The 16,895-nt window shown below is 41.2% G+C and carries 16 protein-coding genes; 4 read left to right on the forward strand and 12 right to left on the reverse strand.

Going from position 1 to position 16,895, the window contains the following annotated elements:
* Positions 1 to 271 precede the first annotated feature (271 nt).
* Positions 272 to 1,510 (forward strand): alkaline phosphatase family protein, encoded by a 1,239-nt coding sequence (locus tag MB380_RS07735; RefSeq protein ID WP_253534312.1) that lies wholly within the window; start codon positions 272 to 274, stop codon positions 1,508 to 1,510.
* Positions 1,511 to 1,647: 137 nt separating this feature from the next.
* On the opposite strand, the gene MB380_RS07740 is transcribed toward MB380_RS07735, so the two are convergent.
* The 5 genes from MB380_RS07740 to MB380_RS07760 all read right to left on the reverse strand — a co-directional run bounded on the left by MB380_RS07740 (position 1,648) and on the right by MB380_RS07760 (position 6,588).
* Complete coding sequence (locus tag MB380_RS07740) at positions 1,648 to 2,049, reverse strand: MoaF-related domain-containing protein (RefSeq protein ID WP_253534314.1); 402 nt, start codon at positions 2,047 to 2,049, stop codon at positions 1,648 to 1,650.
* 78 nt (positions 2,050 to 2,127) lie between these two features.
* Complete coding sequence (locus MB380_RS07745) at positions 2,128 to 2,589, reverse strand: RidA family protein (protein ID WP_253534316.1); 462 nt, start codon at positions 2,587 to 2,589, stop codon at positions 2,128 to 2,130.
* Positions 2,590 to 2,638: 49 nt separating this feature from the next.
* Positions 2,639 to 3,940, reverse strand: coding sequence for an acetyl-CoA hydrolase/transferase family protein (locus MB380_RS07750; protein WP_253534318.1), 1,302 nt, complete (start codon positions 3,938 to 3,940; stop codon positions 2,639 to 2,641).
* Between the two features lie 115 nt (positions 3,941 to 4,055).
* Positions 4,056 to 5,543: a hypothetical protein gene (locus tag MB380_RS07755; RefSeq protein WP_253534319.1), complete on the reverse strand. Its 1,488-nt coding sequence runs from the start codon at positions 5,541 to 5,543 to the stop codon at positions 4,056 to 4,058.
* A 1-nt stretch (position 5,544) separates the two neighbouring features.
* Positions 5,545 to 6,588 (reverse strand): plastocyanin/azurin family copper-binding protein, encoded by a 1,044-nt coding sequence (locus MB380_RS07760; RefSeq protein WP_253534320.1) that lies wholly within the window; start codon positions 6,586 to 6,588, stop codon positions 5,545 to 5,547.
* A gap of 163 nt (positions 6,589 to 6,751) precedes the next feature.
* Here MB380_RS07760 and MB380_RS07765 point away from each other — a divergent pair, with 163 nt between their 5' ends.
* A complete protein-coding gene (locus MB380_RS07765) occupies positions 6,752 to 8,002 on the forward strand; it encodes an MFS transporter (RefSeq protein WP_253534321.1) in 1,251 nt (416 codons plus the stop codon).
* On the opposite strand, the gene MB380_RS07770 is transcribed toward MB380_RS07765, so the two are convergent.
* The 5 genes from MB380_RS07770 to MB380_RS07790 all read right to left on the reverse strand — a co-directional run bounded on the left by MB380_RS07770 (position 7,999) and on the right by MB380_RS07790 (position 13,168).
* Positions 7,999 to 8,853 (reverse strand): sugar phosphate nucleotidyltransferase, encoded by an 855-nt coding sequence (locus MB380_RS07770; RefSeq protein WP_253534322.1) that lies wholly within the window; start codon positions 8,851 to 8,853, stop codon positions 7,999 to 8,001. The two genes, MB380_RS07765 and MB380_RS07770, sit on opposite strands and share 4 nt — an antisense overlap.
* Positions 8,854 to 8,866: 13 nt before the next feature.
* Positions 8,867 to 10,234 (reverse strand): cell wall metabolism sensor histidine kinase WalK, encoded by a 1,368-nt coding sequence (locus MB380_RS07775; protein ID WP_101725092.1) that lies wholly within the window; start codon positions 10,232 to 10,234, stop codon positions 8,867 to 8,869.
* Positions 10,235 to 10,243: 9 nt separating this feature from the next.
* Positions 10,244 to 10,921, reverse strand: a complete 678-nt coding sequence (locus tag MB380_RS07780) for a response regulator transcription factor (RefSeq protein ID WP_173830519.1) — start codon at positions 10,919 to 10,921, stop codon at positions 10,244 to 10,246.
* Between the two features lie 980 nt (positions 10,922 to 11,901).
* Positions 11,902 to 12,594 (reverse strand): hypothetical protein, encoded by a 693-nt coding sequence (locus MB380_RS07785; RefSeq protein WP_253534323.1) that lies wholly within the window; start codon positions 12,592 to 12,594, stop codon positions 11,902 to 11,904.
* Between the two features lie 85 nt (positions 12,595 to 12,679).
* Positions 12,680 to 13,168 carry a DUF4890 domain-containing protein gene (locus MB380_RS07790; RefSeq protein WP_253534324.1) on the reverse strand — a complete coding sequence of 163 codons (489 nt, stop codon included), beginning with the start codon at positions 13,166 to 13,168 and terminating at the stop codon, positions 12,680 to 12,682.
* 222 nt (positions 13,169 to 13,390) lie between these two features.
* Between MB380_RS07790 and MB380_RS07795 the strand changes: the two genes are divergently transcribed.
* Both MB380_RS07795 and MB380_RS07800 read left to right on the forward strand, forming a co-directional pair.
* Entirely contained in the window at positions 13,391 to 13,870 is a 480-nt protein-coding gene (locus MB380_RS07795) for a hypothetical protein (RefSeq protein WP_253534325.1), read from the forward strand.
* A gap of 17 nt (positions 13,871 to 13,887) precedes the next feature.
* Complete coding sequence (locus MB380_RS07800) at positions 13,888 to 14,832, forward strand: glycerophosphodiester phosphodiesterase family protein (protein WP_253534326.1); 945 nt, start codon at positions 13,888 to 13,890, stop codon at positions 14,830 to 14,832.
* On the opposite strand, the gene MB380_RS07805 is transcribed toward MB380_RS07800, so the two are convergent.
* Together MB380_RS07805 and MB380_RS07810 are read right to left on the reverse strand one after the other, a co-directional pair.
* A complete protein-coding gene (locus MB380_RS07805) occupies positions 14,829 to 15,572 on the reverse strand; it encodes a LytTR family DNA-binding domain-containing protein (RefSeq protein ID WP_253534327.1) in 744 nt (247 codons plus the stop codon). The two genes, MB380_RS07800 and MB380_RS07805, sit on opposite strands and share 4 nt — an antisense overlap.
* Positions 15,572 to 16,618, reverse strand: coding sequence for a sensor histidine kinase (locus tag MB380_RS07810; protein ID WP_253534329.1), 1,047 nt, complete (start codon positions 16,616 to 16,618; stop codon positions 15,572 to 15,574). The genes MB380_RS07805 and MB380_RS07810 overlap by 1 nt, the downstream gene beginning before the upstream one ends.
* Positions 16,619 to 16,895: the final 277 nt, after the last annotated feature.

Genomic DNA, 16,895 nt, shown 5'->3' on the forward strand with positions numbered 1-16,895 from the left:
AAAAGAGGCCTAACTTCATAAATTAAAGTAAGTTTTATTGCCCTTTTTGCCCAATTTGGGGTGTTATCACTAATCCTTCTGAGTGGCAGGTTAATTAAACCAAAGCACATTTCAGATACCAGACCTGGTTTTGTTGTACTTTAAACCTGATTGATACGTTTTAAACCATTGTAGTACTACCATACATTTAATGTATATTTTATATTTACTCAAACCAACGGCAGTACTCTTTGATTATCTTTGCGCTTCTTAAAACAAATTATTTTTTCGGATGAAAAAACTTCTGATAGCTGGTTTTATATATCTAAGCACAGTTTGCTGTCTGGCGCAAACTGCAAAAAAGGCCGTATTTGTAATTGTAGATGGGATTCCGGCCGATGTGATTGAGAAATTGAACAAACCTAATTTAGACTCAATTGCGAAAGCAGGCGGCTATGCAAGGGCTTATGTAGGAGGTGAAAAAAAGAGTTATTCGCAAACACCTACCATTTCTGCTGTTGGCTATAATAGTCTGCTGACAGGTACCTGGGTAAACAAACATAATGTGTGGGGAAATGATATTAAAGCGCCCAATTATAACTACTGGACTATCTTCCGTTTTCTGAAAGAGCAGTACCCTAAAAAGAAAACGGCTGTGTTTTCTACATGGTTAGATAACCGTACCAAACTAATAGGCGAAGACCTGCCGCAAACAGGTAATATAATGACCAACTACCATCTGGACGGGCTGGAATTAGACACCATTAATTATCCACATACCAAAGACAGCAAGCATATTAACCTGATTGATGAAAAAATTACAGATGCTGCTGCACAATCTATCAGAACCGATGCCGCCGATTTAACCTGGGTGTATCTGGAGTATACCGACGACATGGGCCATAAATTTGGCGATAGCCCACAGTTTTATTCTGCCATTGAGCAAATGGATAAACAGGTAGGGCGTTTATGGCAGGCTATTCAGTACAGACAGAAAAATTTTAAGGAAGACTGGGTGATTTACATAACTACTGACCACGGTCGTGATGCCGCAACCGGAAAGGGGCACGGTGGGCAGTCGGACAGAGAAAGAAGCACATGGGTAGTAACGAATGCCAGAAACCTGAATCCATATTTTAGTCAGTTCAAACCCGGTATTGTTGATATTATGCCGTCTATAGCCTCTTTTCTGAATATAACAATTCCGCGCGAGCGTTTATTTGAGATTGATGGTGTATCGCTTGTAGGTAAGGTATCTGCGGTGCAGCCTACTGCTTCGTTTAATGATGGCAAAATTGCCCTAACCTGGAAAGCCATTGACAAAAAAGGACAAGCCAAAATATGGCTTAGTACTACCAATTATTTTGAAAACGGAAAAACGGATAATTATCTGTTAGTTAAAAAAGTGCCGGTAAGCGCGGAAAAAGCCTTGATTGATGTGAGCCAGTATAACTCAGGTTTTTTTAAGGTGGTAATTGAAATGCCTCACAATACCCTTAACCGTTGGGTGGTATTAGAAAAGAAGAACTAACCAGATTTATATCTGTTTATTAAAAACAGTTTTATATATAAAAAATACGGCCCTTTGGATATTCCGGGGCCATGTTTTTTAGGTTGAATTATGAAAAGGCATCCGCTTAATATTGAAGAGAATGCCACACATGCAGCCTACTTTTTACTGATTTTAGCCTCTGTCAACTCTATTTTTTTATCAATCAGCAGGTATGATTTCACCAAGCTTTTATCAAAATCAATTATCTGGCTAACACCAATACCATCGGCCTCGGCCCAGGTAACAAACAGGTTATTCCCTTCCATTTCTTTCTGATGAAATCTGTCGGTTTCCTGTCTGCCTTTTTCTTCGCCAAAAACACATTGCCAGTTTAAAGTGCTGTCAGTCAGTATTTTTACTTCATACCGGGCATCACCGTAATCATAAATATAGGTTTCGCCAACCTCAAACCTGGTGTTTTTTATGAGCGAAATCCCTTCTCCTTTATTAATACAAGAAGCTAAAACTGCTATTAAACCAGCAGCGAAAATCGATTTTCTTACCAATTGCTTAGGCATAGGATAGGGTGTTTTTAAAGCTTGTTCAGGGTTTTATGTTAATATTCTAAAACAGTAAAAAAATACTATCGGAAGAACTTATTTTTTTGGGATAATGGCTGTGGCTTCAATTTCAATCAGTACATCTTCCCTATACAAGTGGCTTACCTCCACCAGTGTGCTGGCCGGAGGATTCTGAACGTTAATAAATTTATCACGGATATCTCTGACAGTTTGAATTTTGCTTACGTCTCTTATAAAATAAGACAACTTGGCCAGATGACTCATGTTTCCGCCCGATTCTTCAATTATATTCTTTATGTTTTGGAAGGTCTGCTCTGTTTGTCTGGCAAAGTCGTCTTTGCCTACAAGATTCCCCTGCTTATCTAAAGGAACCTGCCCACTGATCAGCAGCATGGTAGCATTGCCCAGGTCTATTTTGGCAACTTGTGAATAACCCCGGGGGGTAGCAACAGAAGAGGGATTAACTAATTTGAATGTTTCCTGCGAGAATGAGGAAAAACTGATAACCAGAATGTGTAGAAAGAAAAATGGTTTCATTTATGCGAAATTTAAAACCTAAAATTAACATAAATGAAACCAAAATCAATTACATATACGTGTAAGTACCTTGCGCTGCCTGGTGTTTGAATCGCTCGAAGGCTTCTCTTTCCAGTTGTTCACGGTGGTCGGGGTGTGCCACCTTTATCAGTTCTTTGGCACGTTCAACCAGATTTTTACCATAAATATAGGCTATGCCATATTCTGTTACTACATAATGCACATGCCCGCGTGTAGTTACTACGCCCGCTCCTTCTTTCAGGTGAGTTACAATTTTTGTTTCGCCGTTTTTGGTTGCGGACTGCAACGCAATAATTGGTTTTCCGCCTTCAGACAAGGCGGCTCCTCTGATAAAATCCATTTGCCCGCCAACGCCAGAATACATCTGATAACCGATACTATCGGCACAAATCTGACCTGTAATGTCAATTTCTATAGCGCTGTTGATGGCCGTTACTTTCGGATTCTGACGAATGATAGAAGTATCATTTACATAATCAACGGGTAGCATACTTATCAACGGATTATCGTCAACAAATTTATAGAGGTGTTCTGACCCGTAAAGAAAAGTAGTAACTACTTTGCCCGGGTGTTTTTTCTTAAACCTGCCCGTAACCACGCCTTTTTCAATAAGGGGTATCAGGCCATCTGAAAACATTTCGGTGTGAATACCTAAGTCTTTATGGTTACCCAAGGCCGCCAGTACTGCATTCGGAATGTTGCCAATGCCCATTTGCAGCGTGGCGCCGTCTTCTACTAGTGAAGCAACATTATTGCCGATTTGTTTTTCAATTTCTGTAGGTTCGCTCCAGGTTACTGTAGGTAGCGGCTCATCAAAAGGAACAAGGTATTTAATTTTACTCAGGTGAATCTGCCCGTTTCCCCAGGTTCGGGGTACAAATTTATTGGCCTGCGCAATTACTACATCTGCCGATTCCAATGCAGCCAGTGTTGCATCTAATGAGGTACCAAGCGAACAAAATCCGTTTTTGTCAGGCAATGATACCGATATAAGGGCTACATTGAGCTTGATGATATTCTGCCGGAAAAGGCGGGGGATTTCTGACAAAAATACCGGAATGTAGCTACCACGCCCTTCGGCTATGGCTTTTCTTATATTTTTACCTATAAAAAACGCATTGGTATGAAAAATACCTTCGTATTCCGGCCGGGTATAAGGTGCATCGCCTTCTGTATGCAAATGATACAGCTCAACATTCTGTAAATCACCCGAACGCTTAACTAGTTGTTGCAGCAAATGCTGCGGCGCAGCTGCTACACTATGAACATATATTTTGTCGCCCGATTGGATAACTTTCAGGGCATCGTCTGCTGATATAATGGTTGCCATTGTAGGATTATGAACTTTTACGGGTGCAAAATTCAGGCATAAAGCTTTTAGTGAATATGATAATGGTCAGTAATTAGCCTGCGTTATCTCCTAATTCATAATCCTACAACTGGTTTTACAGCAGTTTGTTTAAAGTATAACAAATCAGATTGTTGAACAAGTATCGGTCATCATCAGTTTTTATATCTCCGGTTCTCAATTCATATACATATCCGGGTTTTAATTCTGTCAGCTCAATTGATACCTTTTTGCGGTCTGGCGAAAGTGTAATTGATTTTACCGGAACTTCCTGCACATCAAACTGCTTAGAGCCATAAGCCTGGTGGTATTCGTAATAGAAGCGTCTGAATTTGTAGTTAGCTATGTTGCGCGCTGCCTCTTCATTCAAAGGAAGCGTGAATGTTAAATCAAATCCGGTTTTGGTAAGGTGCATAGACATTACATCCAAATGGGTTTTGCCTTTCCAACTGATACGCTGAATGCCTCTTGAACCAGCCCAGCCGTGGTCGTTCTGGCCTACCCAAAGGCTACCGTCAGGTGCAAACACCAACCGGTTGTTGCCAATGCGCATTTTTGAGCCGAAGTTCATAGGTATGCAGGCGCCTTGTAAATCTCCGCCTACTTCTTCCAGCAAAGTACGCATTACATACTTGTGGTCCATATCACCTACCATCATTTGCCCGGCAAAAGGTCCGAATTTCCCCTTGGTATTGTCCCAAACAGGCTGAGTAGGAGAGTTGGCAAAATAGCCATGCGGAAACTGGATTGATTCTTTGGTACGCATGCTGTCAAGCTGAGCCACCGGCAGTTTAATAGGCACTACCCTGGGAAAATCTTCTTTCCAGATTAATCCTGCCGGATGCCCATAGAATTTACCTTCTTCTACATGAAACAACTTGCTGGTGCCTAGCCAGTCTCCCTGGTTATCGGTTACAAACAGCCTGCCCTGGGCATCAAAGCCCAAGGTATTGGGCGAGCGGAAACCCACAGCATACGGATGCAGCTTGCCGTCTTTGGTAAGCTTCATGATCCAGCCCCGGTAAGGTACGCAGGAATACATACGGCCTGGCCTTGACAGCGAGTCGTATTTTCCTCTTATTTCAGGGCGGATACCCGCACCATTTGAGGCAAGATTAAGCGCAATGTATAAATTGCCCTGTTTGTCTGCAACGGGGCCAAAGGCAAATTCATGGTAATTACCAGACATCCCGAAGTCGTCTGTTACCGTTTGGTATTCATCGGCTACACCATCGCCATTTGTGTCTTTTATTCTGGTTAACTCCGGGCGTTGCATAATCAGAATCTCATGGTTCTTTACAACCAGAATCCCCAATGGGTCGTGCAGGCCTTCAGCAAACAACTTCCATTTTTGGGTCTTAGGGTTGTAGGTCATGATTTCTCCGCGGTGAAAACCAGCAATAAAACGGCCATCTGGCATAAAGCCGATAGCGCCGGTTTCGGCAATGAGCCCTTCCGGAAGCGGTATATTTTCAACGGTATAATAATTGGCTGCCGAGTCTTTAGGAGCATTGGTTTGTCCCTCAGAAGCGCCCGAATAAAGCAGCAAGGCAAGCAGGGCTGCTATATGTTTTACAATTTTCATTTTACTTCTTCATGGTTATGGTTACGCGTTGTGTACCTGCCGGAATTTTCAAAATTCCATCTTTAAATTCACCAGCCGAACTCCGGTAAGTAATGCCGTCATCTGTTTTAACTACAAAGAAAACGGGCTTCGTGTTATTTCTGAAAGCAAGGGTTCTGCTTAAACCTTCATTATCCGGTAGCAATTTCAGTGTTTCTTTTACTTCAATATCATTAATGAGGTATCTGAAAGTAGGTATTCTATTCGAGAACGAATATCCTTGAAAATCTACCTGTGGCAGGGCATCAGGGGTATTAATACGTAAGGGAAAACCAGTTTTGTCTCGCCAGTAAACTTCTCCTACTATTTTGGTCAGTTTACTGCCATTACCTTTCCAATGGTCGGTATTGTCGACAAATCCTCCAGACCATGCGTATCGCAGATAGCATTTTCCGGCATCAAAACAATAAGATTCGGTTTCACTCAGGGCAACAGCTATGGCAGCGGGGCTGCAGTCTGGCATAAAAGTACGATAATACATAGGATACCTGAGCGGGTAGGGGTGCGGCGACGGTACTGCCGCCATCTGGTGGCCTGCGTGGCCAGCCGGCATGGCTGTTTTTAATCTTTGCGCCTCTGGCACATTCAAATCTTTTTCAAGTGGTGGCAGTGGTTTTGTTGTAACATACATGGCCCCGTACATTATATATCCATGCCCGGGGTATGTACAAACATAAGGGTACACGCCTTCTTTACCAACCATAAAAGTGATACTTTCCATTTTGCCGGGTTCAAGTATTCTGGTATTGGCAATAACCAGTGGCGTAGTGGGTACATAATCCATTTTGGCTCCCTTATCGGCCAGTTTCAGAGCCAGGTCTACCACTTTCAGGCGTGAGTCTGGCTGGGTAACCACAAGGTTATGGGCCATGTCGTCATGATTATCAAGCGTAATGGTTACCCTTGTGTTGGGGCGAACAGAAAAACGAGGCAGGTCAAACTGCAGGCCACCTAAAACTTTGATAACAATGGTGGTATCTTGCTGGGCAGAAACGGTGCCGGCCATGAAACATAGCCAAATAAATAAGCCTGGAAACCCAAGCTTAGCTGCTAAAGCGGTTTTTATCATATAAATTCAGTAGGGGGTGAATAAGTACTCAAAAATAGACAGTAAACATTATTTTTTCTATATTTACTATACTTAAATTTAATTGTACCACCCTGTTAATATGAAAATCAGATACAAGGTTCTGCTGGCATTATTTTTACTTTCTATCATTACCTATCTCGACAGGGTTTGTATGAATGTGGTGAGTAAGTATGTAAAATCAGACCTGGGGCTGGATAACGAATCTTTCGGATATGTGCTGGGCGCTTTCTCGCTTTCTTATGCCTTGTTTGAACTACCGACAGGTATATTAGGCGACAGGATCGGGCCACGAAAGGTGTTAACCCGTGTTGTTTTGTGGTGGTCTGGCTTTACAGCGCTAACCGGTACAGCCTTTCATTTTTTGTATCTGCTGTTGGTTAGATTTTTATTCGGCGTGGGTGAGGCAGGGGCATTCCCGAATGCTTCTATTGTTATTTCCAGGTGGTTTCCTTCTGTAGAAGTTGGCAGGGCTCAATCTGTAATATGGGCAGCCGGAAGGCTGGGCGGTGCCTTAACACCATTAATTGTAATACCGCTGGTACATGCGGCCGGATGGCGCATGGCATTTTTTATATTAGGGGCTGTTGGCGGGCTATGGGCAATAGTCTGGTATTTCTGGTTTCGGGATACCCCGTCTGAAATGCCTGGAATTAGTGCTAACGAAATTGAAGAAATTGAATCAGACAGAAAAAAGACTATCACTCATCATAAAGTTGATTGGAAGATAGTTATCAAAAACCCCAATGTTTGGGGGCTGATGCTGATGTGCCACTTGTTTTTTTATGCGTCTTATTTCTTTACTAACTGGTCGTCAACCTATTTTCAGGAAGGCAGGCACATGAGCGAAGAGCAGGCTAAAAACTTTGTTTCTTTATCCTATTTCCTTGGGGCTATCGGGTGTCTGGCCGGGGGGTTTGCCAGTGATATAATAAGCAGAAAATACGGTTTAAAAATAGGGCGCAGAGTAGTAGGGGTGCTGGGTTTAGGCAGCTCAGGTATTTGCTTTTTAGCCTCAGGCCTTACGGAAGATAATGAAACAGCCGGGTACTTGTTAGCCCTTTGTGTTTTGTTAAAAGACCTTACGCTGCCCGTGGCATTTGCGGTGTGCGTAGACATCGGTAAACAATACGCAGGCACAGTTGCAGGGGCCATGAATTTTGCCGGCCAGCTAGGTGGCTTTTTCATTACCATTATTTTTGGCATTATCGTTCAGCACACATCTGACTTTAATTACCCGCTATTTTTAATAGCGGGTTGTCTGATTGTGGCGTCTATGCTCTGGTTTTTGATTGACCCAACCAAAAATCTGGTTGTTGAAAAAGAAAACTAAATATTGCTGTAGTCTCGCTCAAGAATTGCCTGAATTGCAGCAATGTCGCTCTTACTGGTAAGGTCGGGCAGTACTTCAGAAATCGGAATGGTATAAATACTTTTGGGCGCTTCATTCGCCCACAGCCTTACCGTAACCGGAATTTCCTTTTCGTTACGAACCGGATGCAGTGGTGTTTTTTGAATAAATGGCAGCAAATCTCTGGCTGTAAATGCAAAGATATTCCAGCTGATGCCTATGCGAGGCATGGTGCTTACTATTTCTTCCCATTCTTCATCATTAGGTTTCTCTAATAAATCAGTCAGAAAACCATCTTCATCTTTTTTGATAATGGCACAATTGCGGGTTCTTTCAACTGTGTTCCCTGTGGAGTCCCAGTCAAGCATGGCATTAGGGAAATCGCTTTCTGCCAGCATCTGAAAGGCCGAAACCGGATACAGGTTATCTCCGTTACAGGCAATGAAACGGCTATCTGCCCAGTCGGGGTGCTGTGCCAGTGCCTGCTCTATTGCATCGGTTGTACCCAGGGGTTTTTCTCTGCCTTCAGGTATGTGCTGACGTGCAAATCTGATATTTAGCCCCCAGTTATTGCCTGACCCAACTAATGTTTCGTAATGCGGTTGTGTGACGGTATCTTTTGGGTTAAGTAGCAGAATTACATCTTTTATACCCGCTCTGGCGGCATTATATAGAACGTAGTCAAGAAAGGGACGGCCATTTTTACCCAGGCCGATCATGCATTTGGGTAAGGTATTGGCTTGTTCAATGAGCTTGCTATCCAGAGAAGTGTCTTCAGCTAATGCCTTTTTCATTCGGGACGACATGCCCCCTGCCAGTATCAGAAGTTTCATTTATTGTGTATTGCTATTCAATTGTTGGCAAGATAATGATAATTGTTGAACCATGCCCAACTTCTGATTCAATAGATATCTTTCCGCGATGAATTTCGATAATTCTCTTCGTAAGTGGCAGGCCAATGCCGTGCCCGGAAACATCATGTGTATTAACAGAGCGATAAAATGGCTTAAAGATATGCTCCAGATCTTCTTCTGAAATGCCAGTGCCCTGGTCAATAAAACGTACCTCCACTTCTTTCCGTCGGGTATGTATGAGGGTCTGGCACGATGGGTCAAGGCTATATTTGCAGGCATTTTCCATAATATTCATAAATGCCATTTTCAATAGTGCAGCATTACCCATTACGGTTATATCTTCCGACTCCGGCACTTCTTCAAAATCTATATTAATATCGTAATGTGGTTTTTTCTGTATCAACTGGCCTCTCGCCTGCCATAGCAGGTCATCAACCCGTACTTCGCGCAAATCAACCAGATGCGCATCTGCATTGACCCTTACCAGTTCCAGCAATTCATTCACCAGTTTTATCATATCCTGTACCTCTGCTTTTGCAGAGTCAAGCACCTGGCGGTACTCATTGTTGGTTCGTTCTTTCATTAATGCCACCTCGGCCTGGCCCTGCATAATGGTAAGCGGTGTGCGAAGCTCATGCGTTACATAAGACACAAAGTTTCGTTGCTGGGTGTAGGCAAATTCGAGCCTGTCGAGCAAATCATTGAAAGTGCGCGCCATCTGGCCTACCTCATCATTCAGATTGGCCTCTGGTAGCCTTTGGTTAGAGTCGTGTGCCGTAATCAATTCCATGCGGTCGGCAATCCGGCCAATTGGTTTTACGTCTCGCTTCACAAAAAAACGCATCATCAGCACAATTACAATAATGGCAACTATGGTACCTACAATCAGCAGGTCTCTGAGTCTTTCCTGTTTGGCATAGCCGAAGTCGTCAATTGCAGATGCAGAAAGTATGACCTTCTGGCTTGTTTCCGGAATTTCATAAATGAAAAGAATCCGGTCTTTATCGAGGCTATCGATAGAGACTTCTTTTTTCTTCAGTACCTTTCGTAAGAGGTCGGGGCTTATGGGTTGCTCGGTAGGGGAGGCATAAATGGTTTTTCCACTGAGTGTATAGATGCCATTGGCCTCTTCGGTCATCCTGAACTCAGAGTTTATTTCAATTCTTTCCAGAATCTGCGGGGTAAGTGAAGAACTGTCAGCAAGTAATCGCTCGCGGGAGATAGCATTTTGTTTCAGAATTTTCAAAAACTCTTTCTGGCGGAAATCAGCATAAAAATTATAGATGACGATAGAGAACGCACCAAACAATATTGACACAATTAATGAAGCACGAAGGGGCTGTCTGTCTACAATTTTCATTACTGGCTGTTAATCTTCTTTCAGGATGTACCCCATACCAACTACGGTGTGGATTAATTTTACCGGATAATCTTTATCTATTTTTTTTCTGAGGAAATTGATATACACATCAATTGTATTGGTGCCTGTATCAAAATGAATATCCCATACTTTTTCAGCAATGTCTACTCTTGACACCACCCTTCCTCTGTTTCTGATGAGATACTCAAGCAGGGCAAATTCGCGGGCTGTCAGGTCAATGGTATGGTTATTTCTGCGAGCCACTTTTTCGTTCAGGTCCAGCTCCAGGTCGGCCACTTTAAGGATATTCTGTTGAGGCATCATATCGCTGGACCTCCGCTGCAAAGCCCTGAGCCTGACCAGTAACTCTCTGAACTCAAATGGTTTTACCAGGTAATCGTCGGCGCCTGCTCCGAAACCAACCAGCTTATCATTAATGCTGCCCATGGCAGTAAGCATCAGAATAGGGGTCGATAGCTGCTCCTGACGCAATTGCTGGGCCAGGTCAAAGCCGTTTATTTTGGGTAGGTTTACGTCAAGAACCAGTACATCATACGGGTTACTAAGCGCCATATTTCTTCCTATCTGGCCATCATAGGCAATATCTACATTGCAGGCATTTTCTTCAAGGCCTTTTTTTACAAATTCGGCTAATTTGGGCTCGTCTTCAACTACTAAAACTCTCATATCGTTTGGCATAATCGTATTAAATTTTAAGTTAGTTAATTAATTAGATAAAATAAAACCTCTTAAAATTTTATTTGTACCTTCTTTGATGCCGGGCAACAAAAAAGGCTTTTTGATTTACGTTGGCAAAGTTGAATGAAACACATGAATATAGTTTTAATACAAGATTAAAAAGCCATTAAAAGGCGTGGCGAAGCAGTTGGTTAACTTGTTTCAGGCAAAAAAAAAGCTGGGTCAAATTGCCCAGCCTTTGTCCTATTGAATCCACACAACTTTTATGAAAAAACTATATTACGTATTTAATTTCTGATACAAAATTATGGTCAGGCATTAAAATTGATATTAAGAGCGGGTTAAAAAGCGATTAAAATGGGGGGTATGGGCAAAAAAAAAGGACTGGAGTAAATGACTCCAGCCTTTCCCGCTACTAAATCCACACAACTTTTATCTTTAATATTTTTATTACTACCCTTTCGGGTTTTGGTATCAATGAAAAGATTCTGAAACGCTACCACTTAATCAGTTTTCTACCACATATTTCAGATTCAAATATAAAAACGAAAATAATAACTAGCCAAGTATTTTTTTAATTATTTATTTTTTACAGCACAAATGTAAAAAAAAGTCTGGTAAAAAAACAAGAATTTTTATAATTTTCTTGTACTTGCTTCGTTTGGCAGGCCCTTAAGTCCGATTAATTTTTCAAATTTATTCAAAAATAATTACTGTACAAAAATAATATTTTGTCGAATAATAAGACAAATCACCATATTTTGTCTACGAAAAATTTAAAGGACCTGTTAAATATTCTTTTCTTAGCTGCAAGTAGGCCAGTTTTAAGCAATTTCAGCCATTTTTGGCTACTTGTCTATACAAATAGTATAACTTGTATAGACAAATATACTAATATGCCGTCAATAATAAAATTTTCTTTTTTATGCTCAATTACTTTATACTATTGGTTGTGAAAACCGCAGGGGCTATTCTGCTTTTGTAGTTTTTTTAACAAAAATCCACTGATAAATATCTGAGAATAAATCGGGCTGAAAGCCAAGCCCCAGGCTATAGTACAGCCCGTTATAGTTGTTTTGTATGTTTCTTGAAACAAGCGCATACCGGTACCCGGCCTGAACTGATATACCCACCCAACGTGTGGCTTTCCATTTGGCATATAAACCCGTCTGAACCGGCATGAAAAAATCTTTCCGGTTCCATATCTGTATCTCCGTAAACAAATTGGTACCTTGATTTTTGGTAGCGCCTATGCCAACTTCAACCGGCATACTTACTCTCCACCGCTTGTTTTCGATAAAGTTTTTCCAGTACATCAGGCTGAAAAAGTACAGGTCTGTTTTGGTGTAGTAGTCGAGATTAACTCTTCTGGAAGCTGTTCGGCGAAAATCCAGCAGGCGTAGATAAGAGTTGAAATTGAGCCAGTAATAACCAACTGTAACCTGATTTCTTTTTTTTCCGAATATAATTCCGGAATTAACACCCCATATATTTACCCGCTGCTGTTTGATAATTGAGTTGCGGGCGTCCCAGTTAAGCGCAAATCCCACACTTTTTCTTGGGGCTTCGGTTGGCTTAACAAGTACCGAATCGGGTAATTCAAGAGTACTTTGTGCAAAAGATTCAGCCATTGGCAGCCATACAGGAATAACAATCATCATGATGCAATTCCTTATAATTTGGCTATTTTTTATGGCAAGGCTGAAGCACATCTACTCACATTACGTACACTTTATATGGCTGTCTTTACTGTCTCGATTTTTTCTTTACATCTTCTTTTTTGTCGATGTAAGCCTTATACTGTTCGGGCGTAAGTATTTTCTCTAACTCTTTGTTCTGTTTTTCGTCAAGTGCAGCCATTTTGGCTTTGGCATCTATTATTTGCTGCGGGGTGGGTTTGGTTTGCCCAAAATCTTTTTTTATCCGCTCATACATATCCTTTCTCTGATAAGCATAGTCTTCATTCAGTGACGATACCAGGACTTCCTGCTCTTCTGTTAATTTTAGCTTTTTTACCATCCATTTGGTTTCTTCTTTGGCCACTTCGTCAGGGTCAAGCGGAGCCTTAGGTTTGGGATTATCAAAATCACTGCCGAATCTGCTAAATCCACCACCATATCCCGAGTTTCGTCCGTACCCCGGATAATACTGTGCTTCAGCATAAGAAGCAGAGAACAATAAAAAAACAACCAGAAAGAGAGCGAAATTTATGGTTTTTGAAGCGCTAGACATCATAGAATAAGGTTTTAAAGAATACAAAATTAAGAGTTTTTAGTAAAACGCAATCTTTAGCCACCGTATTTTATAACAATTGTCCTTTATAAGCTGGTAGTATGTGCAACCTCAGCAGGCAATTGGTACGTCTATCTTGATGCTACGCTTGTTGTGTTTTTTAAAATCCGTACAACCTTAGAATCATAAGGCATGAAATATCTACAATTTACAACGTTATGTCTTTTGCTTTTTTTTTATAAATCTGCCACGGCACAGTTCTCAACCAGAAAAAGCGCATCGAATGCTTTTTATATAGAGGCCCTCGGCATGGGCGGCTATGGGTCAATTAATTATGAGCGGTTACTTCTCAATAAAAAGCAATGGCATGTGGGTGTAAGGCTTGGGGCCGGCACTTACCGCCTCAGAGATTTTGAAACTAATCTGAATCCTGATATCACCATCCCCTTGGCTTTTAATGCCTATTATGGTTATGTGCATCACTTTGAGATAGGTTTGGGTCAGACAATTACAAGTATTGTTAAGGCCAGCCCTGTGAATTTTAAAGTGATGAGAGAGAATTCTGTCAGTTCTAATTTTAATGTCGGATACCGCTACCAGAAAAACGCCGGAGGCCTGGTTTTCAGGGTTAACTATAACCCGATAATTTCAAGAGACAGACTTTTCAAAAACTGGTATGGCGTATCTTTTGGTTATGCTTTCTGACACCCAAACTTAAGGTTATGAAGAAAATCTGCACAATGCTGTTCATGCTGAACCTTGTTTCATGTAAGGACGACAACGTTATTTTTGAAATTGACAACCTGAACCGTGACATGATTACAGTTTTAGGCCACGGAGGAATGGGGATTGGGTCTACTTATCCAATGAATACCTTTGAGTCAATAATTAACTGTATAAATCTGGGGAGTGACGGTTCTGAAATAGATGTGCAAATGACAAGCGACGGAGTATTGGTGGCTTTTCATGATTTTGACTTATCGGTAAAGACTAATCTGCAAGGGGTTGTTAATGCCCATACCTGGGAAGAACTCAGGAATGGATACTATAATGAAACGCCGTATATGAGGTATGCACTGGTGTCGCTCGACCAGATTTTTAGTAACATTGAAATCGTAGAAAATTATAAATTTACATTTGACTGCAAGTTGTACCGAGAAACAACAGCCGATGATGCCTATTTTGCCAGGTTTGCTGATGCCATCATTGCCATTGCCGAAAAGTATGGGTTGCAGCGCAGAATTTGTATTGAGTCGAACGATAAGAACTTTCTTGGAATTCTACAGCAGAAGGCAGTCCGCTACAAGCTGTTTATTTATCCTGACGATTTTAATGAAGGGTTGGCTATTGCCAAATCAATGGGGTTGTATGGTATTACGGTTTCTACCAATCAGATTTCGGCCGAAGACGTGAAAGCAGCGCATGAGGCAGGTGTAAGAGTAGCGGTGTGGGATGCCCGGAGCGAACAGGAAAACCGGGATGCAGTGCAGAAGAATCCGGATTTTATACAGACCGACAACGTAAAGTATCTGGTGAATTTGCTCGGCCCGACAATTGACCTGGCACTGGAAAGAAAAGCCGCCAGACAAGACTCATTACTTAACAGAAAAAAACTGACACCGGCAGATACTTCAAGCCAGATTATCAGCATGCAGCCCATTCTTTAGCCTGCTTTTTTTTCTATAAACTCCTTAAAGGCTTTTCGGTAGGTATCACTAATAGGCAGAAAACTACGGGCAGGGCTGCCTGTCTGGTATAAAACGGGTAGAATCTGCACTTTTTCTTTTTCTATGGCCTCAATGGCATCAAAAGACACAATATATGAATTATGAATACGAATAAACTGGTCGGCAGGTAATTGGCTCTCAAACGATTTCAGCGTTTGAAGCGGTACAATTCGTTTGTCTTTCGTATAAATAATTATATAGTCTTTAAGACCTTCTACATACACAATTTCGCTTAGTTTTATTTTTACCAGTTTGGTTCTGTCTTTAACAAAAATAAACTGCCGGGTAGTGGGTGTATTGTCCGGCACGGTAAGTCTGGCGGTTTGCAGGCGGTTTTCGGCTTTTTCAATTGCCTGCAAAAATCTTTCAAAGGTTACGGGTTTCAGCAGGTAATCCATTACATCAAGCTCATAACCTTCCAGCGCATACTCCGGATACGCCGTCGTGAGTATTATCAACGGTTTTACCGGTAGTACTTTCAAAAGGCTTATGCCGGTCAGCTCCGGCATCTGAATATCAGAAATCAGTAAATCAATGGTATTACCTCTCAAAAAAGCAAGCGCTTCCAGAGGGCTGGCAAAAGACTGCACAAGCTCCAGGTAAGAAATTTTTTGTACATATTGCTCCAGCAAGTGCCGGGCAAGGGGTTCGTCTTCTACTATTATGCACCTAATTGTCATCACAAATCAATCTTTAGCTGAATACTATGCATTTTGTTTTTATTTTCAACACTTAGCTTATGTTTGCCCGGGTAACTCAACTCAAGGCGCCTTCTCAGATTCTGCAGGCCAATGCCAGAACTCTCCTTTATTGTATTAATGGAATGCAGCCTGCTGTTTTCAACGGTATAAATGCAGGTATTCCCTTCAATTTGTAATAATACTTTTACCCATGAGCTCGGGTCGTTGCCGTTTACGCCATGTTTAAAAGCATTTTCAAGAAAAGTAATCAATACCAAAGGTACAATCATAACCTGGCTTGTGTTGCCTTCAACAATAAAATCAATAGGTATCTGCTGGTTTAGCCTGAGTTTTTCAAGGCTGATATAGTTTTCTATATATTCTATTTCTTTGGTGAGCGGCACCTGTGCATGGTTGGAGTCATACAACATATACCGCATCATTTTTGATAATTTAGCTATAACCTCAGTTGTATTAGGCGAATTTGAAAAAGCCAGTGAATAAAGATTATTAAGCGTGTTGAACAAGAAATGAGGGTTGATCTGTGCTTTTAAAAACCTTAGTTCGGTAACCAGTTTTTCATTTTCTACCTCTTTTTTCTGGCCTTCCAGTTTAAACCAGTCTTCCAGAAACTTAAGCATACCAACAAAAATAACTATGAATATGGCGCTGATAAAACTCTTTACAAAAAACTTTGAGCTATTGACTACTTCAATTCTGCGGATGTCGCCGCTATCGGCATAAATTTCTCGTTTAATGTAAATCAGAAAAATATGTAGAAATACAAACGGTATAATAAACTCAATGATATAACGCCAGAAGTTTTTATGTTTCAGAAACCGCGGTAAAAAGTAAAAGTAATTCATATAGCTGGCTGCAGCAATAACCGACACATGCGCTATGGCATCGGCCAGCAGGCGCAGATAACTCCCTTGTTCGTCGTCCTGAAAACTGATCTGGTAAAAGAAAAATGAGAAATAAGCACACCAAAAAGCCAGATGGACTATCAGGATTCGATGACGTTGTACAAAAGACTGAAAGGGCATGTTATTTTGCTAAAATTTAAACGAAATAAATGCTTATTCATTAATTATCAAACGCAATTGCCTGCTTTAGCGCATCCTTTTATATAGTTGAGCCACAATAAACGACCTACTGTAAAAAAAACTCGATAAAATTGCTCACTTGTCGACCAAATCTGCCCAATGGTATAATATGTGTTTGAACATACACTTAATGTTATTTTTTTTGTCCCAGAGTTAAGAGTAAATCAACTTTCAAAAAAATTAAATAGTTATTAAAACTTAATTCAGTTGAAACCTG

The sequence above is a fragment of the Emticicia sp. 21SJ11W-3 genome (assembly GCF_024138715.1).
GTDB lineage: Bacteria > Bacteroidota > Bacteroidia > Cytophagales > Spirosomataceae > Emticicia > Emticicia fluvialis.